At 68.4% G+C, this 21,372-nt stretch carries 20 protein-coding genes; 7 read left to right on the forward strand and 13 right to left on the reverse strand.

All coding sequences use genetic code 11. The features are described 5' to 3' along the window. Nucleotides 1-57: 57 nt before the first annotated feature. Nucleotides 58-1,074, reverse strand: a complete 1,017-nt coding sequence (locus BLO63_RS08000) for an FUSC family protein (RefSeq protein ID WP_244517725.1) — start codon at nucleotides 1,072-1,074, stop codon at nucleotides 58-60. Nucleotides 1,075-1,237: 163 nt separating this feature from the next. Here BLO63_RS08000 and BLO63_RS08005 point away from each other — a divergent pair, with 163 nt between their 5' ends. Then, on the forward strand, nucleotides 1,238-2,413 hold the full coding sequence (locus tag BLO63_RS08005) for a site-specific DNA-methyltransferase (RefSeq protein ID WP_091438605.1): 1,176 nt from the start codon (nucleotides 1,238-1,240) through the stop codon (nucleotides 2,411-2,413). 81 nt (nucleotides 2,414-2,494) lie between these two features. On the opposite strand, the gene BLO63_RS08010 is transcribed toward BLO63_RS08005, so the two are convergent. Both BLO63_RS08010 and mutY read right to left on the reverse strand, forming a co-directional pair. Next, nucleotides 2,495-2,683, reverse strand: a complete 189-nt coding sequence (locus BLO63_RS08010) for a CsbD family protein (RefSeq protein WP_091438608.1) — start codon at nucleotides 2,681-2,683, stop codon at nucleotides 2,495-2,497. Between the two features lie 91 nt (nucleotides 2,684-2,774). Next, the gene (gene mutY / locus BLO63_RS08015; RefSeq protein WP_091438609.1) at nucleotides 2,775-3,845 is read right to left on the reverse strand and encodes an A/G-specific adenine glycosylase; all 1,071 of its coding nucleotides are present in this window, start codon (nucleotides 3,843-3,845) and stop codon (nucleotides 2,775-2,777) included. Between the two features lie 65 nt (nucleotides 3,846-3,910). Here mutY and BLO63_RS08020 point away from each other — a divergent pair, with 65 nt between their 5' ends. Then, nucleotides 3,911-4,459 (forward strand): DUF721 domain-containing protein, encoded by a 549-nt coding sequence (locus tag BLO63_RS08020; RefSeq protein WP_091438612.1) that lies wholly within the window; start codon nucleotides 3,911-3,913, stop codon nucleotides 4,457-4,459. 120 nt (nucleotides 4,460-4,579) lie between these two features. Next, on the forward strand, nucleotides 4,580-5,236 hold the full coding sequence (locus BLO63_RS08025) for a DsbA family protein (protein WP_091438615.1): 657 nt from the start codon (nucleotides 4,580-4,582) through the stop codon (nucleotides 5,234-5,236). Nucleotides 5,237-5,486: 250 nt separating this feature from the next. Here BLO63_RS08025 and BLO63_RS08030 read toward each other — a convergent pair whose 3' ends face one another. Further along, on the reverse strand, nucleotides 5,487-6,011 hold the full coding sequence (locus BLO63_RS08030; protein ID WP_425284322.1) for a VOC family protein: 525 nt from the start codon (nucleotides 6,009-6,011) through the stop codon (nucleotides 5,487-5,489). Further along, on the reverse strand, nucleotides 6,008-7,123 hold the full coding sequence (locus BLO63_RS08035; protein WP_205409292.1) for a PA0069 family radical SAM protein: 1,116 nt from the start codon (nucleotides 7,121-7,123) through the stop codon (nucleotides 6,008-6,010). The genes BLO63_RS08030 and BLO63_RS08035 overlap by 4 nt, the downstream gene beginning before the upstream one ends. Nucleotides 7,124-7,440: 317 nt before the next feature. Here BLO63_RS08035 and BLO63_RS08040 point away from each other — a divergent pair, with 317 nt between their 5' ends. Continuing rightward, nucleotides 7,441-8,028, forward strand: a complete 588-nt coding sequence (locus BLO63_RS08040) for a glycosyltransferase family protein (protein WP_091438618.1) — start codon at nucleotides 7,441-7,443, stop codon at nucleotides 8,026-8,028. A gap of 27 nt (nucleotides 8,029-8,055) precedes the next feature. Here BLO63_RS08040 and moaB read toward each other — a convergent pair whose 3' ends face one another. The 4 genes from moaB to BLO63_RS08060 form a co-directional block, all read right to left on the reverse strand. Then, a complete protein-coding gene (moaB, locus tag BLO63_RS08045) occupies nucleotides 8,056-8,607 on the reverse strand; it encodes a molybdenum cofactor biosynthesis protein B (protein WP_091438621.1) in 552 nt (183 codons plus the stop codon). 24 nt (nucleotides 8,608-8,631) lie between these two features. After that, nucleotides 8,632-9,534 carry a KPN_02809 family neutral zinc metallopeptidase gene (gene ypfJ, locus BLO63_RS08050; RefSeq protein WP_091438623.1) on the reverse strand — a complete coding sequence of 301 codons (903 nt, stop codon included), beginning with the start codon at nucleotides 9,532-9,534 and terminating at the stop codon, nucleotides 8,632-8,634. 94 nt (nucleotides 9,535-9,628) lie between these two features. Next, complete coding sequence (locus BLO63_RS08055) at nucleotides 9,629-10,261, reverse strand: alpha/beta hydrolase (protein WP_091438626.1); 633 nt, start codon at nucleotides 10,259-10,261, stop codon at nucleotides 9,629-9,631. A 234-nt stretch (nucleotides 10,262-10,495) separates the two neighbouring features. Beyond that, complete coding sequence (locus tag BLO63_RS08060; RefSeq protein WP_091438629.1) at nucleotides 10,496-11,428, reverse strand: ring-cleaving dioxygenase; 933 nt, start codon at nucleotides 11,426-11,428, stop codon at nucleotides 10,496-10,498. A gap of 204 nt (nucleotides 11,429-11,632) precedes the next feature. Between BLO63_RS08060 and BLO63_RS08065 the strand changes: the two genes are divergently transcribed. Continuing rightward, complete coding sequence (locus BLO63_RS08065) at nucleotides 11,633-12,631, forward strand: LysR family transcriptional regulator (RefSeq protein WP_091438631.1); 999 nt, start codon at nucleotides 11,633-11,635, stop codon at nucleotides 12,629-12,631. On the opposite strand, the gene BLO63_RS08070 is transcribed toward BLO63_RS08065, so the two are convergent. Beyond that, the gene (locus BLO63_RS08070) at nucleotides 12,621-13,070 is read right to left on the reverse strand and encodes a MarR family winged helix-turn-helix transcriptional regulator (RefSeq protein WP_205409280.1); all 450 of its coding nucleotides are present in this window, start codon (nucleotides 13,068-13,070) and stop codon (nucleotides 12,621-12,623) included. The two genes, BLO63_RS08065 and BLO63_RS08070, sit on opposite strands and share 11 nt — an antisense overlap. 172 nt (nucleotides 13,071-13,242) lie before the next feature. Between BLO63_RS08070 and BLO63_RS08075 the strand changes: the two genes are divergently transcribed. Together BLO63_RS08075 and BLO63_RS08080 are read left to right on the forward strand one after the other, a co-directional pair. Next, nucleotides 13,243-14,265, forward strand: a complete 1,023-nt coding sequence (locus BLO63_RS08075; protein ID WP_091438636.1) for a sugar-binding transcriptional regulator — start codon at nucleotides 13,243-13,245, stop codon at nucleotides 14,263-14,265. Nucleotides 14,266-14,432: 167 nt separating this feature from the next. Beyond that, nucleotides 14,433-15,734, forward strand: a complete 1,302-nt coding sequence (locus BLO63_RS08080) for an NAD(P)H-dependent oxidoreductase (protein WP_162841783.1) — start codon at nucleotides 14,433-14,435, stop codon at nucleotides 15,732-15,734. Between the two features lie 220 nt (nucleotides 15,735-15,954). Here the strand turns inward: BLO63_RS08080 and BLO63_RS08085 are convergent, their stop codons facing one another. The 3 genes from BLO63_RS08085 to BLO63_RS08095 form a co-directional block, all read right to left on the reverse strand. Continuing rightward, the gene (locus BLO63_RS08085) at nucleotides 15,955-16,236 is read right to left on the reverse strand and encodes a hypothetical protein (RefSeq protein WP_091438642.1); all 282 of its coding nucleotides are present in this window, start codon (nucleotides 16,234-16,236) and stop codon (nucleotides 15,955-15,957) included. Between the two features lie 82 nt (nucleotides 16,237-16,318). After that, complete coding sequence (locus BLO63_RS08090; protein ID WP_091438645.1) at nucleotides 16,319-19,843, reverse strand: error-prone DNA polymerase; 3,525 nt, start codon at nucleotides 19,841-19,843, stop codon at nucleotides 16,319-16,321. Nucleotides 19,844-19,850: 7 nt separating this feature from the next. Continuing rightward, on the reverse strand, nucleotides 19,851-21,293 hold the full coding sequence (locus BLO63_RS08095) for a Y-family DNA polymerase (protein WP_091438959.1): 1,443 nt from the start codon (nucleotides 21,291-21,293) through the stop codon (nucleotides 19,851-19,853). Nucleotides 21,294-21,372: the final 79 nt, after the last annotated feature.

Here is a 21,372-nt window from a genome sequence, read left to right on the forward strand (position 1 = left end):
TCGATCCACGACATGTTGCGGTTTGCAGCCTCATTTGCGCGCTTCCCCGCGTGCCGGTCAGACCGGCTGCCAGCCCAGCCACCGGCGCAGGCGCGCATTGACCATCAGCGCCGCCAGCGCGAAAGCGCAGCCCAGCGTGACATCCGCCACCCGGTCGGCGGCGGCGTGGATGGGTACGGCCATCAGCGTGCCGACGAGCTGCAGCAGCAGGATGATAAACGCCGCCATTGCAGCCATGCCTAGCGCGCCGTGCAGGCGCTGCCCCGGCCAGCGCACCAGTGCCGCAAGAGTCAGGCCGGTCATCAGCCCGGCCGGCGAGGTGACCAACGCGCCGTAGATAAAGGCCGCGCCCGCCCCGAGCACCGTGCCGAGCACCAGATCGACCATCATCCGGCGGCTGAAATGGGTGTCGTCGCGCAGCACGATCACCACCGCGAACACCGCCCAGTGCGGGTGTGGCAGGCCGAGCAGGCGGCCCACCAGAAAGGACGCCGCTACCGCCACCGACACAATGCCGGCGAAGAGCAGCCGCTCCCCCCTCGTCGCGCGCAGATGCACGGCTATGGCGGAGAGCGTCGGCGCGGTCGACGCCCGCCGAAGGCCGGTCATCACGTCCCACCCCACCGACACCAGCCAGGCATAGGCGGCGAAGATGGCCATCACACCGACATCGCCGGGCAGGAAGGGCACGTCGAGCGCGGCGATGGCGGTGGCGAGGCAAAAGAAGCGCGCGGCAAAAGCGGCGCTTGGATGCACCGCCTCCACCAGCGCATAGAGCGCGGCGGTGGCCACCAGCGCGATCGCTGTCAGCCACAGATGGCCGGCCACGAGCGCACCAAGCATGGCGCCAGCCAGAACCACAAGGCCAGCCGTCGCAAACAGTGCCGCGCGTTGCCGGGCGGTACCGCCGGTGTCGAGCGTGAATCCGAGGATGCAGGTGAGCAGCGCATAGCCAACCCAGTAATTCTGATGCAGCGACAGCCCCGCCGCCATCGGCGCCATCACCGTTGCGGTGAAGCGCAGCGAGCGGCCGAGCAGCCCGTCGCCATGCCAGCGCGGCAGGCCTTCGGCCATCGGGCGGGACGAGCCTGGCTGCGACGGGCTGACGGGCGAGTTTGCCGACGATATCGATGAATGCAGTTTTGGCGGCATCGCTTTACCCGGTCTTTACCCTGTCCGGCGGAGATTGTGGATACACGAGTTCCGTTGCATCCGTTACGAGTAGGGTAGAGCGTTCATGAAGGTCGTTCGCAACGGGGAGGCCCCGAGGGCTCCCCGATCCGGCATTGCCCGTTCCGCTGGCCTGCCCTCCAACCTCCCCCTTGACAGCATTGTGCGTGGCGATTGCATCGCCGCTCTGTCACGGCTTCCGGCCGCCTCGGTCGACCTCGTCTTCGCCGACCCGCCCTATAATCTCCAGCTTCAGGGCGAATTGAAGCGTCCCGACGACAGCCGGGTCGACGCGGTGGACGACGCTTGGGACAAGTTCGACAGTTTCGAGGCCTATGACGCCTTCACCCGCGCCTGGTTGCTGGCGGTGCGGCGTGTGCTCAAGCCCACCGGCACGCTGTGGGTGATCGGCTCCTATCACAACATCTTCCGCGTCGGCGCCCTGCTGCAGGACCTCGATTTCTGGATCCTGAATGACATCGTCTGGCGCAAGACCAACCCGATGCCGAATTTCCGCGGCCGGCGCTTCACCAATGCCCATGAAACGCTGATCTGGGCGGCGCGCGAGCCGGAGGCGAAGGGCTACACCTTCAATTATGAGGCGCTGAAGGCAGCCAACGAGGACGTGCAGATGCGCTCCGACTGGCTGTTCCCGATCTGCTCGGGCCATGAGCGGCTGAAGGACGAGGACGGCCACAAGGTGCACCCGACACAGAAGCCGGAAGCGCTGCTGGCCCGCGTCATCCTCTCCGCCTCGAAGCCCGGCGACGTGGTGCTCGACCCCTTCCTCGGCTCGGGTACGACGGCGGCGGTGGCCAAGCGCCTCGGCCGGCATTTCATCGGCATCGAGCGCGACGCCACTTATGCCGATGCGGCGCAGGCCCGCATTGATGCGGTCGAGCCGCTGCCCGATCTTGCCCTCATCCCCGCGCCCACGGCGCGTGAGGCACCGCGCATCGCCTTCAATTCGCTAGTCGAGCGTGGCCTGCTGACACCCGGCACCCAGCTCACCGATGCCAAGGCGAAGGTGCGAGCCATGGTGCGGGCGGACGGGACGCTGTCTCTGGAGACCGCGCCGGGCCTCGGCCAGATCGGCTCCATCCACCGCGCCGGAGCCCTCGCCCAAGGCCTGGAGGCCTGCAATGGCTGGACCTACTGGCACATTGTCACCCGCGACGGGCTGAAGCCGATCGACACGCTGCGTTCCGTCGTTCGTTCCGAAATGGCAATGGCGGCGGAGTAAGCCGATATCCTTTGCTAGTGGCGCCCGGGAATGAAAAAGGCCGCCCGGGAGGGCGGCCTTGTCCTAGGCGATCGCTGGTGGTCAGAGGTTGCCGGCCTTCTTGACCTGCTCCTTGACTTCACCCTTGGCCTGCTGGGCCTCACCCTTGAGCTCCTGCACCTTGCCTTCGGCCTGAAGACGCTCGGAATCGGTCATCTTGCCGACACCCTGTTTCACATTGCCCATGGCCTCGTTGCCCATACCCTTGGCCTTGTCCATCGTGCTACCCATGGTCGTCATCTCCTGTTTGATCCGCTCGTTCGCGGCTTGCAGGAATAACGAGCAAGGCGTCTGAAGGTTCATTCTGGGCCCGCCAAAACCGCTAGGCGTAGGCAAGCACCTTGCGCATGACGCTTGGAAACGCCTCGTCATCGAAGCCGCTCGGCAATACCCAGCGATGTCCATCCGGGGCGAGGGCGTCGGCCGACACCTCGGCTCGCCACAACTGCAGCTCCAGCGCAAAATGGCTGAACACATGGGTGACGGTGGCGTTGAGCGCGGTCCACGACACCTTGAAGGGGGCGTGAGCGGAGGGGTGCGCGCTGCCGCCGCTCTCCCAAGGAGTGGAAGGCACCTCGGTCATCCCTCCAAGCAGCCCCTTGGGCGAACGCGAGCGCACCAGCACGGCGCCATCCGCCCGCACAGCGAGGAAGGCGACACCCTGGCGGGTCGGGCGCGCCGCCTTCGCTGCCTTGACCGGGTAGCGCTCGGGCGCGCCCTCGGCACGTGCGGCACAGGGGTTCTGCCAGGGGCACAGGGCGCAGGCGGGCTTGCGCGGCGTGCAGATGGTGGCGCCAAGGTCCATCATCGCCTGGGCGAAATCGCCATGACGCGCCGGTGGCAACAAGGTGAGTGCCAGCGCCTGAAGCTTCTGCCGTGCTTTAGGGAGAGGGTCAGCCACCGCGAACAGCCGCGCCACCACCCGCTCCCAATTGCCGTCAACCGGCGCGGCGCTGCGCTCGAAGGCGATGGCGGCGATCGCGGCGGCCGTATAGGGGCCGATGCCCGGCAGCGCGAGAAGCGCCGCCTCATCGGCCGGAAACTGCCCGCCGTGGCGCTCAGCCACCGCCTTGGCACAGGCATGGAGATTGCGCGCGCGGGCGTAGTAACCGAGGCCAGCCCAGGCGGAGAGCACCTCTTCCAGCGGCGCGCCAGCCAGCGCATGCACATCCGGCCAGCGGCGCAGGAAGGCGGCGTAATAGGGCGCGACCGTCACCACCGTGGTCTGCTGCAGCATGATTTCCGACAGGAACACCCGGTAGGGGTCCTGCCGTTCGCCGGGCGGGGCCCGCCAGGGCAGGCGGCGCCGGTGGCGATCATACCAGGCGAGCAGCGCGGCAGGATTGGGGCGCGAAAGCGCGTCGGCGGTGGCTGGATTGGCGGCGGCAGGCATGCGATCCTCAGGAACAATGCCCGTACCGTGGCCGTATCGGCGACGCCGGGCAAGACGAGATTATGATGGCCCCCCGCTCCCGTCCCCGCCCGCTCGCCGACCTGATCGACGCCACCATCGCCGAGAGTTGCCGCAAGCGCGGCCTCGCCTCAGTGGAGATCGTCACCCGCTGGGCCGACATTGTCGGCGAGGCGCTGGCGGCGCGCGCGATGCCGATCAAGCTCGCCTGGCCCCCGCGGCCGGACAGCGTCGAGCCGGGCGTGCTGCATGTGCGGGTCGAAGGCGGCTTTGCCATCGAACTGCAGCACGACGCGCCAATCGTGATCGACCGGGTGAACCGCTATTTCGGCTGGCGCTGCATCGGCCGACTGGCGCTCAAGCAGGGGCCGGTGCCGCGCCCGCGCCCGCGCTTCCGCTTTCGGGAGCCCAATGCGACGGAGTGCGGTGCCGCCCAGCAGCGAATCGCGGCCGTCGCCGGCGCGTTCGAGGATGAGGCACTGGCCACCGCCCTGGCCCGGCTCGGCGCGCTGGTGGCGCGCGAGACACGCGACAAAGGTGACTGCAACAGTGGTGATAGCAGCCGTGGCAATCGACCCGGTTTCACGCAGCGGTGAGGCACGCGGCGGCAGCGCCCCGTTGCCAGGACGTCGCGTGGGCTGTAGGCGCTAGAGACAGACACAAGACACAGGCATTCAAGGCCGGCGGGAACGCCCGGCTGCTTCTGGAGACCGACAATGATCGACCGCCGTCGCTTCCTCGAAGGTATAGGCGCCCTCGCCCTCACCCTTGCCGCCTTCAAGACGCTTGGCGGCAGCCTGATCGGCCGCGCCGAGGCGCAGACGGTTGATACCGAGAAGCTGATGGCGCCGGGCGCCCTGCCCGACCAGGTACTCGGCAAGGCCGACGCGCCCGTCACGATCGTCGAATATGCCTCGATGACCTGCGGCCACTGCGCGCATTTCCATGAGACCACCTATCCGGTGCTCAAGGAGAAATACATCGACACCGGCAAGGTGCGCTTCATCCTGCGCGAGTTCCCGCTCGACATCGTCGCCAAGGCCGCCTTCATGCTCGCGCGCTGCGGCGGCGAGGGCAAATATTACCCGATGACCGACACGCTGTTCGAGACCCAGAAGAACTGGGCGTTCTCGAACAACCCGGCGCAGGCGCTCCTCGCCATCGCCAAGCAGAGCGGTATGACCGAGGAACAGTTCAACGCCTGCCTCAACGACACCAAGCTGGCCGGCCAGATCGACGAGGTCGCCAAGCGCGGTGCCGAACTCGGCATCGATTCCACCCCCACTTTCTTCATCAACGGCAAGAAGGTGTCCGGCGCACTGAGCCCCGAGCAGCTCGACAAGGAACTGGCGCCGCTGCTCGGCGCTAACTGAAGCCCGACCATCGCAGTTCGCTGCCCGTTCGGCCCCGGCGCATGAGCCGCGCCGGGGTGACCACGTATGATCCCACAGGCCAAGCGGCCGGAAGGCGCAGCCGCGCCGGCGGCACGCAGTTGTGCTGGACGCCTCCGGCCCCCGAGCCACGCCGGCTGCGCACAGCCGACGCTCTTCCGCCTCCCCCGCAGCGAACCGCTCCAGTAGCTCGCGCGCCCGACGCGCACGCCCTGCCGGTGAGGCCTCACCGTCACTCCGGCAGCACGATGCGGCCGGCGGCGTCGAAGGGAAAGCCGGGATTGTGGGCGATCTCCCAAGGGTGGCCGTCGGGATCGGCGACATAGCCTGAATAGCCGCCCCAGAAGGTCGGCTGCGCCGGGCGCAGCGCCCGCCCTCCCGCCGCCACGGCGCGGATCAGCGTGGTGTCCACCTCCGACCGGCTCGCCCGGTTGCAGGCCAGCGCGATGCCGCCGAACGCCCCCGGGCGGCCCGCCAGCACGCCGGCATCGGCGGCAAGTTCCGTACGCGGATAGAGCGAGAGAACCACGCCGCCGGCATCGAAGAAGGCAGCACCCGTGGCCTCCTTCACCCGCCGCTCCAGCCCGAGCGCCTCATAGAACGCCACCGCCCGCTTCAGGTCGGCAACGCCGAGCGTCACCAGCGAGAGGCGCAGCGGTGGCAGTGTGCGCGTCGCCGCCTTCGGCTCGGACCCTGGAACATATGCCGCCGCGCAGGCTTCCGTCTCGCCCCGTTCCATACCGTCCTGCCCGCTCATATGCCCTCTCCGAACAACGACAATTGCTCGCCCTTCTGCGGCGGGCGGGTGAAATGGCGGGTGGTCAGGCGGGTATGGCGGCGGTTGAGCCCGAGCCGCTCCGCCGCGATCTCGAAGCGCCGCGCCAGAGTCCAGGCATAGGGGCCGGTGCCGGTCATGCGCTGGCCGAAGGTGGAATCATATTCGCGCCCGCCATGCAGTTCCTTCAGCAGCGAGAGCACATGGCGGTAGCGGTCGGGGAAATGAGTAAGCAGCCATTCACGAAAAAGGTCGCGGATTTCCAGCGGCACCCGCAGCATGACATAGCCGGCTTCCGTCGCGCCGGCCGCCACCGCCGCATCTAGGATGCGCTCCAATTCCGCATCGGTGACGGCAGGAATCACCGGCGCGACCAGAACGGCGGTCGGCACGCCGGCTTCGGACAGCCGGCGCAGCGTGTCCAGCCGCCGCGACGGTGTCGCCGCGCGCGGTTCCATGATCCGCGCCAGCTTGGCGTCGAGCGTGGTGATGGACAGCGCCACCTTCACCAGGCCCTTCTCCGCCATGGGGCCGAGAATATCGAAATCGCGCACCACCAGCGCCGATTTTGTGACGATGCCGACCGGATGGCCGAAATCGCGCAGCACTTCGAGGATGCGCCGGGTCAACCGCCACTCGCGCTCGATCGGCTGGTAGCCGTCGGTATTGATGCCGAGCGCGATGGTACGCGGCTCATAGCCAGGCTTGGCGAGTTCCTTGGCCAGAAGCTCCGGCGCGTCCGGCTTGGCGAACAGCTTGGTCTCGAAATCCAGCCCGGCGGAAAGGCCCTGATAGGCGTGGGTCGGCCGGGCAAAACAGTAGACGCAGCCGTGCTCGCAGCCGCGATACGGATTGATCGAGCGGTCGAAGCCGACATCGGGCGATTCATTGCGGTTGATGATGGTGCGCGGCTTCTCCACCGTCACACTGGTGCGGAACGGGGGCAGATCGTCCAGCCCCTGCCAGCCATCGTCGAAGCGCTCACGGCTGTGCGGCTCGAAGCGGCCCGCCGGATTGGAAAGAGCGCCGCGCCCGCGCCGCCGCTCGGCCTCCACCATCCAGTCTGGCATGGGCGCGGGCGCCACCGCGTCCATGTCCGACAGGCCGGCAAGGTCGCGGGCGGCCTCCGCACGCTCCAGCGCGCGGGCGTCGCGGCGCTGCTGCGCCAGCCGTCCCAGATGCCGGGGGGCAGAAGGGGGTGGTGGCGGGCCGGAGGGCCGATCGGGAGCGGGGCGTTGCATAATGGAATCTCTAGCGCAGCCAATAGAACATATCAAGAACATTGACCGAATTGCGACAGCCGGGCTGTACGGGCGCAAGACGGTGCGATAGGCAGGAAAAGCTCTCTCCATCAGGCTCGGGGCAGCTCCCCGGCCTTCTCCAGACCCAGATCATCAAGGGTGTCCGCGGCGTGATCTCGGTCGTCATTCCTACAGGTTCGGGCGCCAAGCGGCTGATTCCCACCCTCGCCTCGCTCGTGCCGGGCGCCGCCGCAGGGCTGGTGCGTGAAGTGCTGCTCGTCGATTCTGCCCCGTCCGGCGACGTCGCGGAGATCGCCGACGCCGCGGGATGCGAGTATCTGGCTGGCCCGGCCGATCATGGTGCAAGGCTGCGCCAGGGCGCGGCAGCGGCGCGGGCCTCCTGGTTGCTGTTTCTGGAACCGACGGGCCTCTTGCAGGAAGGTTGGGCACGCGAGGTGCGCAACTTCACCGATCAGGTCGAACGGACCGGGACCAGTGAGCGGCGGGCCGCCACCTTCCGGCTGGCTCTGGATGGCTTCGGCGTTTCGCCGCGGGTGAGGGAGGCGGCGGCGATGATGCGCCATGCCATTACCGGCCGTCCGCGCCCCGAACAGGGGTTACTGCTGCACCGCCGGCTTTATGAGGCGCTCGGCGGCCACACCCCCGGGCCCAACGCCAATCGGCGCCTGCTGGCGCGGGTCGGGCGCAAGCGGCTTATCCTGCTGCGCTCGCAGATCCTGCTGCCGGAGGAAGGGTGAAGGTCAGCCGCTCCGCCGGCGCCAGGCTCAGCTAGGCGCGCGCAGCTTGCCGCGCTTGAGGTGCTCATCGAGCCGGGGAAGAATTTCGACGAAATTGCAGGGCTTGTGGCGGATGTCGAGCTGGTGGACGAGAATCTCGTCCCAGCCGTCGCGGCAGGCGCCGGGGGAGCCAGGCAGGCAGAAGATATAGGTTGAATTGGCGACGCCGGCAGTGGCGCGGCTCTGCAGGGTGGAGGTGCCGATCTTGCCGAAGGACACCATGTGGAACACGGTGGAGAAACCCTCCATGCGCTTCTCGAACAGCGGTTCCACCGCCTCCGGGGTCACGTCGCGGCCGGTGAAGCCGGTGCCGCCGGTGGTGATGACGACATCCACGTTCACATCGGCAACCCAGCCCGACACATGCGCGCGGATCGCCTCGACATCATCAGGCACGATGGCGCGGGCGGCGAGGTGGTGGCCGGCCTGCGCGATGCGCTCGACCAACGTATTTCCCGAGCGGTCATCCTCGGGTGTGCGGGTGTCAGAAATGGTCAGCACCGCGATGGAAAGCGGCACGAAGGCAATACCGGAACTCATGTCAGCCTCTCGGTAGGGCGGCCCTCAGATGGCCCCCTTGAAGGTGTTGCACTGCGCCAGCGAGCCTTTGTCGAGCCCCTGCTTAAACCACCTCACCCGCTGGGCAGAGGTGCCGTGGGTGAAACTATCGGGCACCACGTAACCCTGCTGCCGCTTCTGCAGGCGGTCGTCGCCGATGGCGGCGGCCGCATTCATCGCCTCCTCGATATCGCCGTCTTCGAGAATGCGCCACTGCGCATCGGCATGGTGCGCCCACACGCCGGCGAGGCAATCGGCCATCAGCTCGACACGCACCGAGAGGGCGTTGGCCTCGGTGCGCGAGGCCTGGCGCTGGCGCGCCTGCACCTGTTCCAGCAGGCCGATCTGGTTCTCCACATGGTGGCCGACCTCATGGGCGATGACATAGGCGGCGGCAAAATCGCCCGGCGCTTTGAAGCGCTTGTTCAGCTCGGTGAAGAAGGCCGTGTCGAGATAGATTTTCTGGTCGCGGGGGCAATAGAACGGGCCGGTCGCGGAATCGGCCGAGCCGCAGGCCGAGCGGGTGCCGCCGGAAAACAGCACAAGGCCCGGCTGGCGGTAGGCCGAGCCCTCGCCCTTGAACAGCGGCGTCCACACATCCTCGGTCTGCGCCAGCACCACGGCGGCGAAATCGCCGAGCTTCTGATCCTCGGCGCTGAGTGTGCGCGCCGGTGCGTTTTGCCGCTGCGGTGATGCCTGCTGGCTGGTGCCGCTGCCATCGCCGAGCAGGATTTCGGCGCCGCCGATCAGCACCGCGGGGTTGATACCGGTGGCCCAGGCGATGAGGCCGACAATGATGAGCCCGCCTATGCCAAGCCCGCCGCGTCCCATCCCGCCACCGAGCCGACCGCCTCCGTGGCCGCGCCGATCCTCGACATTGCCGCTCCGGCGGAAATCTTCCCAACGCATCCCAACCTCCGCCGACCGCCTGCTGCCACGGCGCGAGTGTGAAACACCTCCGCCGTGGCAGCAATGCACCGGGAGGCATCCGGTTCCGCCGCGCCTAGGCCACAGCGTGCGCCGGACCCTCGATCCACTGACGGGCGAGAGTCAGGTCGGCCTGCGAAAGGCCGTGCCCGACCGGAAGGGTGCGGTGGTCGAGCGCCGCCCCCGCCGCGCGCAATTGCCCGGCGAGGCGGGCAGCGTTGTCTTCCGGCACGATAGGGTCCATCGCACCGGAGAGCAGCAGGATGCGACGCCCGGCGAGATCGGCGGCGGGAGGAACGGCCAGCGGCACCATGGCGCGCAGGAGCACCGCGCCGGCGAGTACGTCCGGCTGCGTCAGCAGCAGCGCGGCAGCGATATTGGCGCCGTTGGAGAAGCCAACCGCAACTGGCGCGGCAAGGCCATAGACTGTGCGGGCCTCGGCGATGAACGCGGCGAGTTCGGCGGCCCGGGCGCGCACATCGTCCTCGTCGAACACGCCTTCGCGTAGGCGGCGGAAGAAGCGCGGCATCCCGCCCTCCAAAACCTTGCCGCGCGGCGACAGCAGGGCCGCACCCGGCGCGATCATGCCGCCGAGCGGGATCAGGTCGTTCTCGTCGCCGCCAGTGCCATGCAGAAGCAGGAGCGGGGAAGCGCCCGCTTTTGTGGCGGGCTCGAAGCGATGCACGAAGGAAAGCGCGGCGTCGGTCATGACGACCTCCTCTTGCGATGTGGATGAAAGCGCCCGGCGAGTAAGCGAACGGCACGCATTCGCCGGGTGAACGTCATCCTGAGGTGCCCGGCCATCGGCCGGGCGGTGAAGGATGTGATCTGCGGGCACTATCGCGACCATCCTTCGAGGCTCGCTGCGCGAGCACCTCAGCATGAAGGTATTACTGGTTGGACGGGTTGGTGGCGCCGCCCTGTCACGGGCGGCGCCTTAGGTTCAGGCAATCTCGGGCAACACGGCCTCGATCTGGCTGCGGCGGCCCTCCAGGAAGTCCGGCAGCTTCAGCGCCTCGCCAAGACTCGCCACCGGCTCGTCGGCGGCAAAGCCGGGAATGTCGGTGGCGATCTCGAACAGCACATGTCCGGGCTCGCGGAAGTAGATGGACCGGAAGTAGTTGCGGTCCTTCTGCTCGGTGGTGGCGATGCCGTGGTTCTCGCGCAGCTTCTTCACCATGGCGAACTCGGCGGCGTCGTCGGCCGCGCGGAAGGCGATGTGATGCACCGAGCCGCCGCCCATGCGCGCCGGCAGGAAACCGCCAGCCGCATGGATATCGACGATCCCGCCGATCTCCGTCCCCTCGGCCTTGAAGCGCACGAGCGAACCCTCGCGGCCGATTTCGGTGAAGCCGAACACGTCAGTGAGGATCGCCCCCGTTGGCGCCGCCTCGGCCAGCAGCAGGTTCACACTGTGAAAGCCGCGAATGGCGTTCTCGGCGGGGACGTCGGTGCCGAGCCAGGCCGGCTCGTTCTCGGCGCCGACCACACCGACCAGCGCCAGGCGCATGCCGTGCGGGTCCTTGAAGGCCAGCACACTCTCGCCGAAGCGCTTCACCGACGCGCTGTGCGCCACGCCTTTCTCAACAAAGCGCTGCGTCCAGTAGCCAATCGCGCCCGCCGGCACGCGGAACGCGGTCTCCTGCGTCTCACCAATTCCGAGCCGGCCGGGAGCGACGTGGTCCCAGGGGAAGAAGGTGAGAATGGTGCCGGGCGAACCCACCTCGTCGCCATAATAGAAGTGATAGGTGCCGGGATCGTCGAAATTGACGGTCTTCTTCACCAGCCGGAGACCGAGCGTCCGAGTGTAGAATTCGACATTGCGGCGCGCATTGCCGGCGATCGCCGTCACATGATGGATGCCATTGCGGTTCATGATCTTGCCCTCTCGCGAGCGCGACCCGCGCTCTCCTTGCGACAAGAGATAACCCGGCAACGACGCAATGCCATGGCCTATCAATTGCGTTGACGCAATCTCATCTGTGCTGCTATCGTCAGCTTCGCCGGCAGGCTGACGGGCATGGGAAAAAATCCTCTGTCAGCGCAGCGATTTGAGCTTTCGCAAGCATCGGGGACCCGCATGGCCGAGCCGTTCAAGAACCTGAGCTGGGACGATTTCCGGCTGATCAAGGCGGTGGCCGATGCCCGTGGCCTGCCAGCGGCGGCCATGGCGATGAACGTCAACCATTCCACGGTGTTCCGCCGGCTCAAGCAGATTGAGGACCAGCTCGGCACACTGCTGTTCGAACGCCACCGCACCGGCTACGCGCTCACCCCCGCCGGAGAGGAGATGGTCGCGCTGGCAAACCGGCTTGACGAGGAGATCACCGCCGTCGGCCGCAAGCTGGCCGGCCGCGAGCCGGCGCCCTCGGGCGAATTGCGGGTGACGACGCCGGATTCGCTGCTCATCCATTTGCTCATGCCGATGCTCGCCACCTTCCGCGCGCGCTACCCGGAGGTGCGGCTCGACATCGTGCTCAGCAACCAGCCGCTAAACCTGTCGAAGCGCGACGCCGACGTCGCCATCCGCGCCACCGACAATCCCCCGGAGAACCTGGTCGGGCGGCGTGTCGCCCGCATCGCCTGGGCGCTTTATGGGCGCGCCGTGGATTTCCCCGAGCCGCGCGCCCTCACGCAGGAGCAGCTCGACGCTTGCAACTGGGTGTCGCTCGGCGACAGCCTCGGGGCGCTGAAAACGGTGAAGTTCGTGCAGGAGAACGTGCCGCCGGACCGGGTCGCCTACAAGATAAACAGCGTTCTCGGCATTGCCGAGGCGGTGGAGGCGGGCATTGGTATCGGCCACATACCCTGCCTGATCGGTGATGCCCGGCCTTCTCTGGTGCGGCTCGGGCCACCGAACAATGATTACGCCGCCGATTTGTGGCTGCTGACCCATCCGGACCTGCGCCATTCGCCGCGCGTGCGCGCCTTCCTCGACTTCCTCGCCGGCGAAATCGCCCGGCACAGGCGCTTCATCGAGGGGCAGATCGAGCTCCCCGACGAGAACGGATCGGAGAAGGGTGTGGCGGAAAGGGTGGCACCGGAACCGCTTGCCACCAGCTCCGAAGCTACGGCTTGAGGCGGGCCAGCAGCCGGTCGCGCAGCCGGCTGAGATCGTCGGTCAGCTCTCGCAATTCCTGCGAATCATGATCGAGGCATACGCCCATCTCGGCGGGAACCTGCTCGGCCTCATGGCGCAGCGCCCGGCCCTTTTCGGTGAGATACACCCGCACTTGCCGCTCATCGGCCGCGTCGCGCACCCGGCGCACCAGCCCTGCGCTCTCCAACCGCTTTAACAGAGGAGTCAGCGTGTTGGTTTCCAGCAGCACCCGGTCGCCGATCTGGCCGACGGTCAACCCTTCCTCGGACCACAGCGTGACCATGGCGATATATTGCGGATAGGTCAGGCCCAGCCGGTCCAGCATTGGCTTGTAGACGCGGTTGAAGGCGTGATTGGCCGAATAGACCGCGAAGCAGAGAAAGTTCTTGAGCTTGAGCGTATCGTCAGTGCTGGACATGTCGGAACCATGCGTGCCTTTAGCCGGCACCGTGCGCCCGGCCGGCGCCCCCGACAAGCGGGTTTCTGCGTAACGCCGGCCCGTTTCCCAGGCTGGCCGGGCCAGCCGGTTTGAAGATGGCGCCGGGGTCCTCTATAGCAGGCGCAGACGTCATGCGGGCGATGAGGTGCTTATGTCGGGTGGAGCTGCGACGACCAGGCCGGGCGGCCTGAGCGAGGCGCCCTCGCTCGCCGATCTGAGCCCGACCGGACGGCGCTCGGCGCGGCTGCGACTGCGCGCGGCCTGGATGTACTATGTCGAGGGCATGACGCAGAGCGCCATCGCCGAGGCGCTGGACATCGGCCGGGTCACCGTCGTCCGTCTGCTCGCCGATGCCCGCCAGCTCAACGAAGTGAAGATCTCGCTCAGCCGCGAGATCGCCGAGCTACCGCGGCTTGAAATGGGCCTGCAGAAGGCGTTCGGGCTGCGCGAGGCAGTGGTGGCCCCGGTCTCCGGTCCCTTCGCCGACGCCACCAGCGCCATCGGCGCGGCCACGGGGCTGTTCATCTCCGACTTCATCCGCTCCGATATGAAGATCGGCTTCGGCTGGGGCCGCACGCTGATGCGGGCGCTCGGCTTCATCGACGAGAAGACGGTGACGAACCTCTCCGTCATCTCGCTGCTGGGCGGCATCACCAAGGCCAAGCAGTACAACCCGTCCGAATTCGCCTGGCAGCTCTCCCGGCTGTTCCAGGCCGATTGTCATCTGATCGCCGCCCCAGCCATTGTCGACAGCATCGAGACCAAACAGGCGCTGATCGAGCGCTGCGGCCTCGGCACAGTCTACGCCCTCGCCCGCGAGATGGACGCGGTGGTGCTGAGCGTCGGCGAGATGGAATCGGAGAGCACCTCGCTGCGCTTCGGATTCTTCTCCGATGCCGACTGGGCCTCGCTGATCGCCGCCGGCGCGGTGGGCGACGTCGTCTACAACTTCATCGACATCGAAGGCCGCCCGGTCGACCACCCGATCAATACCCGAGTCATGTCGATCCCGATCGAGACGCTGCAGGCCACCCCCGAGCGCATCCTCACCTCCGGCGGGCCGGGCAAGGCGAAGGCGGCGCTCGCGGCGCTGCGTATGCTGCGTCCCACCGTCTTCATCACCGACGAGATCACCGCCGCTGCGGTACTGGAAGAGGCCGGCGCGACTTACTGAACGCGGAAGCGCGGGATGCGAGCGCGCGCGCTCTTTGCCTCGGAACAAATGTCGAGTACCGAAGAACAATGACGCATGCGCCGAAAGGCGTAGGCGCGCCTCAGGGAAGGGTTGGGCGTATGCTCGGTGCAACTAGGCTCGGTGCAAGCGGGATCGTGCGGACGGGGATGGCCGCCGAACTGGAACAGTGGACCGCCACGCACGGGCCGGTAACGATCGGTCTTGCCGGCGCCGGCCAGATGGGCACCGACCTCATCGTGCAGGCCGCCCTCATGCCGGGCGTCCGTATCGGCGCGGTGACGGAGTTGAACGCCCAGGTAGCGATCGACGCCGCGCTGATGGCCGGCCACCGGCGCGAGGAGATCGTCAGCGCCTCGTCGCCGTCCGCCATCGACCGCGCCATCGAGGCCGGGCATTTCGCCATCACCGACGATTACCGCGCCATGTGCGCCTCCGGCCATATCGACGTGGTGATCGACGCCACCGGTAGCCCCAATATCGGTACGCTGGTGTCGCTGGAAGCGATCCGCAACGGCAAGCATGTGGTGCTGCTGAGCGTGGAGGCCGACATCACCATCGGCCGCTACCTCAAGCAGGAGGCCCGGGCGGCGGGCGTCGTGCTCACGGGGGCAGCGGGGGACGAACCAGCGGCGACCATCGAGCTGATCGGCTTCGCCCAGGCGCTGGGTTTCGAGATCGTCTGCGCCGGTAAGGCCAAGAACAACGCCTTCAAACCCGACGCCATTCCCGACGAGTTCGAGGCGGAGGCGAAGGCGCGCAACATGAATCCGCGCATGCTGGTCGAGTTCGTCGACGGCTCGAAGACCATGGTGGAGATGACGGCGCTCGCCAACGCCACCGGCCTGGTGCCCGACGTGCCGGGCATGCACGGGCCGCATGCCGACCGCGACGTGCTGGCGCAGGTGCTGTGCACCAAGGAGGATGGCGGCATCCTCTCGCGTTCCGGCGTGGTGGACTTCACCCTCGGCAAGGGCGTGGCACCCGGCGTGTTCTGCATCGTCAAGCCGCGCCATGACCGGGTGATCGAGCGCATGGCCGACCTCAAGGTGGGCCCCGGCCCCTGCTTCGCGCTGATCCGCCCGTTCCACCTCACGAGCCTCGAAGTGCCGCTCTCGGCCGTGCGGGCGGTGATGCACGGCACGCGCGATATGGAGGTGCTGGACCATCCCGTCGCCGAGTGCACGGCGGTGGCCAAGCGCGACCTTCAGCCCGGCGCGCTGCTCGGCCGAATCGGCGAATATGATTATCGCGGCTACACAATGAGCTGGCGCGACGCCCGCGACAGTTTCGCTTTGCCGCTTGGTCTTGCCGAGCGCGCGCGGGTGCTGAAGCCGGTGAAGGCCGGCGAGCGGCTGACCTACGACAATTGCATGCCGGACGAGCAGCTTATCGTCACCCAGATCCGCCGCCGCCTCGACCAGGCCGACGCGCAGTTCCTGGCAGCTTAGCGCGACGTTTCGCGAGAGCGCATGTCATCCCGGACGGTCCGCAGCACCGAGCCGGGAGTGACCTCCTGAAAGGCCGGAAAAAGGGCGGTTGGGCCGCCGCGTTCGGCAAGACCGGCCGGCGGCCGGCAGCTCAGCATGACGGGCCCGTGCATGCGCGTCCCCTTGGACGAGGACGTCGTCATCGCGAGGTGTGAGGGCCGCGCGCCTGGAAGGATGCCTGTCACGCACTCCCGGGAGAGGAGTTCGCAAGGCTGGTGAAGCGGGCGTCGAGCAGGCGTGCCTCGGCCTCGGCCAGCGCCTCGGCGAGCTGGCGCACCTGGGCGGGATCGAGCACCAGCTGCAGCGCGGGCACCGGCTCGCCGGGCTTGGGCTGCTGGGAGCCGATCTCCAGACGCAGGCCCACCTTGTCGCTGCCGAACAGGGCGGTGGTGAAGGCCAGCATCGGCCACACCTTCAAATGCCCCTTGTCGTCCTTCTCCCAATCGTCGAAGCGCTGCGCCATGGGTGTCTCCTTCGTGCGTGTCGCCCCCGTCTAGCATTGATCGCCCCCGGCGCGACAGGCCGGGAGCCTCGATGCCGCCGCCTCAATGGAAGTCGCGCGACTTCGGCAATACCCGCACCTGCCGGGGATGGCCATGGCCGGAGCGGCGGCCGGCGAGCAGATGCTCCGCGGCGGGACGCGGTCCGCCCCGCACCCGCTCGTCCTGGCCGGGGTCAGCTTGCGGCGAGGGCATCGCGCGCACATCCTCGAACAGGCGGGCGAGCTCGGCCGTGCGGTCGAACACCCGCTCGCCCATCACATGCACCACGCCCTCCTTGCTCTTCTGCACCCGCCCCTCGACCACGACGAGCCGCGCGCCCATCACTTCCGCCCGGTAGCGCTCGAACTGGCGGGTCCACAGCAGCACATTGACGATGCCGGCCTCGTCCTCCAGCGTCATGAAGATGGCGTTGCCCTTGCCCGGCCGCTGGCGCACCAGCACGATGCCGGCCACGCGCACCCTTGCCCCGTCCCGCGCCGCCGCTACCTCGGCGCTGGAGACTACCCCTTCAGTGGCGAACACCGCACGCAGCATGCCCATCGGATGGCCCTTCAGCGACAGCCGGGTGGTCTGGTAATCGACGGCGATCTGCTCGGGCAGCGGCATGAGGGGCAGATGCGCCTCCGCGTCGCTGCCGAGCTCGCGCGCCTCAGCTGCGACGAACAGCGGCAGCGGCGCGTCATCCGGCAGCCGGCGCATGGCCCAGGCGGCCTCGCGCCGGTCGAGCCCCATGGAGCGGCAGGCGTCGGCATCCGCCAGTTTCGCCAGCGCCGCCGCCGGCAGGCGGGAGCGGTGGGCCAGCGTCTCAATGTCGTGCAGGAAGCCCCGCTCCCGCGCGTCGACCAGCTGCCGGCTCCACTCCTGCTTGAATTCGTCGAGCTGGCGCAGGCCGAGCCGCAGGGCCAGCGGCACGCCCGGCGCGTCGCGTTCCAGCGTATTGTCGTGGAAGCTGTAATTCACGTCCGGGCCACGGATCTCGACCCCGTGCTCGCGCGCATCGCGCACGATCTGCGCCGGGGCGTAGAAGCCCATAGGCTGAGAGTTGAGCAGCGCCGCCGCAAAGATCGCGGGATAGCGGCATTTGAGGAAGGCGGAGATGTAGACCAGCTTGGCGAAGGAGGCGGCGTGGCTTTCCGGAAAGCCATATTCGCCAAAACCCTTGATCTGCTCGAAGCAGCGGGCGGCGAAGGCGGGGTCATAGCCGCGCGCGCTCATGCGCTCGACCAGCAGCTTCTGGAAGGTGCCGATCGTGCCGTGGTGGCGGAAGGTCGCCATGGCCCGGCGCAGATGGTTCGCCTCCACATCGGTGAATTCCGCCGCCACCATGGCAAGCTGCATCGCCTGCTCCTGGAACAGCGGCACGCCGAGCGTGCGCGAGAGCACCTCGCGCAGTTCGTTTGGCGGGTGCGGCGGAGCCGGCGAGGGATAGTCCACCTTCTCCAACCCGTCCCGCCGGCGCAGATAGGGGTGCACCATGTCGCCCTGGATCGGGCCGGGACGGACGATGGCGACCTGAATGACGAGATCGTAGAGCCGGCGCGGCTTCAGGCGCGGCAGCATGTTGATCTGCGCCCGGCTTTCCACCTGGAACACGCCGATCGAATCGCCCGTGCACAGCATGTCGTAGACATCGGCCTGCTCACGGGGCACCTCGGCGAGGCCCCAGTCGATTTCCTCATGCGCGCGCAGAAGGTCCAGCGCCTTGCGGATGCAGGTGAGCATGCCGAGCGCCAGCACATCGACCTTCAGAAGGCCGAGCGTGTCGATGTCGTCCTTGTCCCATTCGATGAAGGTGCGGTCCTTCATCGCGGCGTTGCCGATCGGCACCGTCTCGTCGAGCCGGTGCTGGGTCAGCACGAAGCCGCCGACATGCTGGGAGAGGTGGCGGGGAAAGCCGAGCAGGCGCGTGGCCAGGCCGATCGCCCGCGCCACCTGCGGGTTTGCCGGGTCGAGCCCGGCCTCGCGCGCCTGGCCCTCCTCGATTTCCTTGCCCCAGCTGCCCCACACAGTGCCGGCAAGGCGGGCGGTGATGTCCTCGGTAAGGCCGAGCGCCTTGCCGACATCGCGGATGGCGCTCTTCGGGCGATAGGAGATGACCGTGGCGACAATGCCCGCCCGCTCGCGGCCATAGCGCTCATAAATGTACTGGATCACCTCCTCGCGCCGTTCATGCTCGAAGTCGACGTCGATATCCGGCGGCTCGTTGCGCTCGCGGGCGATGAAGCGGGAGAACAGCAGGTTGCTGGTCGCCGGATCGACGGCGGTGATGCCGAGGACATAGCAGACGGCGGAATTCGCCGCCGAGCCGCGCCCCTGGCACAGAATGCCCCGCCTCTCGGCGAAGTCGACAATGTCGCGGATGGTGAGGAAATAGGGAGCGTAGCCGAGCTCGCCGATCAGCCCCAGTTCCACCTTGAGCTGACGCTCGACCTTGTCCGGCATGCCCTCGGGATAGCGGATGGCGGCGCGCTGGAAGGTCAGCTCCTCCAGCCGCTGTTGTGGGGTGTAGCCGGGCGGCACCGGCTCCTGCGGGTATTCATAGGTCAGCTCGGCGAGCGAGAAGTCGAGGCGGGCGAGATAGGCGGCGATTTCCTCCACCGCGTGCGGCGCCTCGCGGAACAGCCGCGCCATCTCCGCCGGGCTTTTCAGATGGCGCTCGGCATTGGCCTCCAGCAGCCGCCCTGCGCTCTCGAGGGTGACGCCCTCGCGGATGCAGGTCAGCACATCCTGCAGGTCGCGCTCGGCGGGGTGGTGGTAGAGCACGTCATTGGTGGCGAGAAGCGGTACCCTTGCTTTTGCCGCCAGCGCTGTCAGCCCCGCCAGCCGGCGCCGGTCGTCGCCGCGCCGGCGCATGGTGGCGCCGAGCCACAGCGCGCCGGGGGCCGCCTCGTTCAGCTGCGCCAGAAGGGGAGCAAGGGCCGGCAGGCTCCTGGCCGGCCTCTCATCGGGCGGCATGAGGATGAGCGAGAGCCCGCCGGCATCGGCCAGAAGATCCTCCAGGGTGAGGTGGCAGGAGCCCTTGGCTGCCTTGAGATTGCCGGCGGTAAGCAGCCGGCACAGCCGTGCCCAGCCCGCACGCGTCTGCGCATGGGCGACGATGTCGGGCGTGCCATCGGCAAAGGCCAGGCGCGCGCCCACGGCGAGGGTGAAGGGAAGCTCCGCCCCCTGCCCGGTATCGGCCGCCACCTCCGCCCGGTGGCGCAGGAGACGGGCGAGTATGTCCTCGTCATCCCCCTCCTTCTGCGTCGTCCCGCCCGGAGGGGAGGCGGGTCCACCCCGGGTCAGGCCTTGCGGCAGGGTGGGCAAAGGTGCCTCGTCTTCCTGGAAGGCCATCGCCTGTTTCCGCGCCTCCCAGAACCCCTTGTAGCGCGCCGCGGCCTCCTTCACCGCCGCATGGACGCGCACCACGCCGGCCACGGTGTTGCGATCGGCGATGCCGAGCCCGGCATGGCCAAGGAGCAGCGCCTGAGCCACCAGATCGCCGGCCGCGGAGGCGCCGCGCAGGAAGGAGAAGTTCGAGGCGGCGACGAGTTCCGCATAGACGTGCGCGTTCGCATCTGTGTGCATCATCGCCTCACGGGAACAGGCCGTGCAGGAACCAGCGCGGCGGGCCGGCCTCGCCTTGCGCCTCCCGCTCGTACAGGCCGGCACGGAACAGCCAGAAGCGCCGGCCCTCGCGATTTTCCACCCGGTAATAGTCGCGCGTCGGTGCCGCCTCCGGCTGCCGCCACCATTCCGGGGCGAGACGCTCGGGCCCCTCGGCGCGAGCGACCTCATGCACCACCCGCCGCCAGCGGAAACGCAAGGGCGGGCCGTCCGGCACTTCGGCCAGCGCCTCCACCGGCTGGGGCGGATCGAACAAGGTCAGCGGGCGCGCCGGTACCTCGGGCGGGGTCAGCGCAGGCGATAGCGTGGACACGCCGTCCGCGGGCACCAGCGCGCTGGCCCGGTCGGGGTCGTGAGTGTCGCGCTGGAGGAAGCGCAGCACCCGCTCGCGTCCCAGCCGCACGGCGAGCCGGTCGATCAGCGCGGCGACCTCCTCTTCCTCCACCGCGCGGCCATCGAGGCTCACCTGTGCCGGGGTGAGCTTCTCGGCCCGCATCACGCCGAGCCGCACGAGGTCGAAGCCGAAGCCAGGGTCGAGCGGGTCGGCCAGCGCCTCGATCCGCTCGTGCCAGAGCCGGGCCAGCGCCACCCCATCGCGCAGCGGCCGCGCGGTCTCGATCTTCAGCCGCCGCACCGCCCCATCGGTACGGAAGAAGCAGGCCTCAAAGGCCCGCCCACCCTCGCCGCGCGCCTCCAGCATCAAAGCGAGGTCGTCGACCAGAAGGGCCAGCGTCGCCTCGATATCGGCGGTGCGGGCGATGGGCTCGGCGAAGCGCCGCTCGGCGATACATTCCGGCAGCGGCCGGCGCGGCACCAGGCGCACATCCTCGCGCCCCAGCGTGCGCGCCAGCCGGGTCAGAAGCTCCCGGCCGAAGCGGGCGGCGAGCGGCGTGCCGGGGCGGGCGGCAAGATCGCCAATCGTCTTGAGCCCGGCCCGGGAGAGCCCGGTGACGATCTCCGTGCTCACGCCCAGCCGGGCGACCGGCAGGCCGGCAACCGCCTGCGCCTCGCCGCCCGGCAGCACCACGCCGCCCTTGCCTGAACGGGCAAGCGCCCGCGCGGCGTCCGGTGTGCCGGCAATCACCGCGAGCGCCCCGAGGCCATGACGCTGGAGATGGGAGAGAAGGCGCGCGCGCAGCACCACCTCGCCGCCGAACAGATGCGCGCAGCCAGTGATGTCGAGGACCAGCCCGTCCGGTACACCCTCCGGCGTATCGAGCGCCACCAGCGGCGTCCAGCGGTCGCAATCATCCGCCACCTCTTCCAGAAAGGCGGCGTCGGCGGCGGGGTCGTGGTCGAGCACGGCGAGGCCGGGCACGCGGGCGCGCGCATCCGCCAGCGTCAGGCCGGGGACAAGGCCGGCCCGGCGCGCGGCGCGGTCCAGCGCGGCGAGGCGTAGCGCGTTCTGCACCTTCTCGACAAAGACCAGCGGCGCCGGGGCAAAGGGATCGTCGGTCTGCGGCCCGCTCCCCTCGCCTCCCCGCACGCCC

It is taken from the genome of Ancylobacter rudongensis (genome assembly GCF_900100155.1).
In the GTDB taxonomy this organism is placed as follows: domain Bacteria; phylum Pseudomonadota; class Alphaproteobacteria; order Rhizobiales; family Xanthobacteraceae; genus Ancylobacter; species Ancylobacter rudongensis.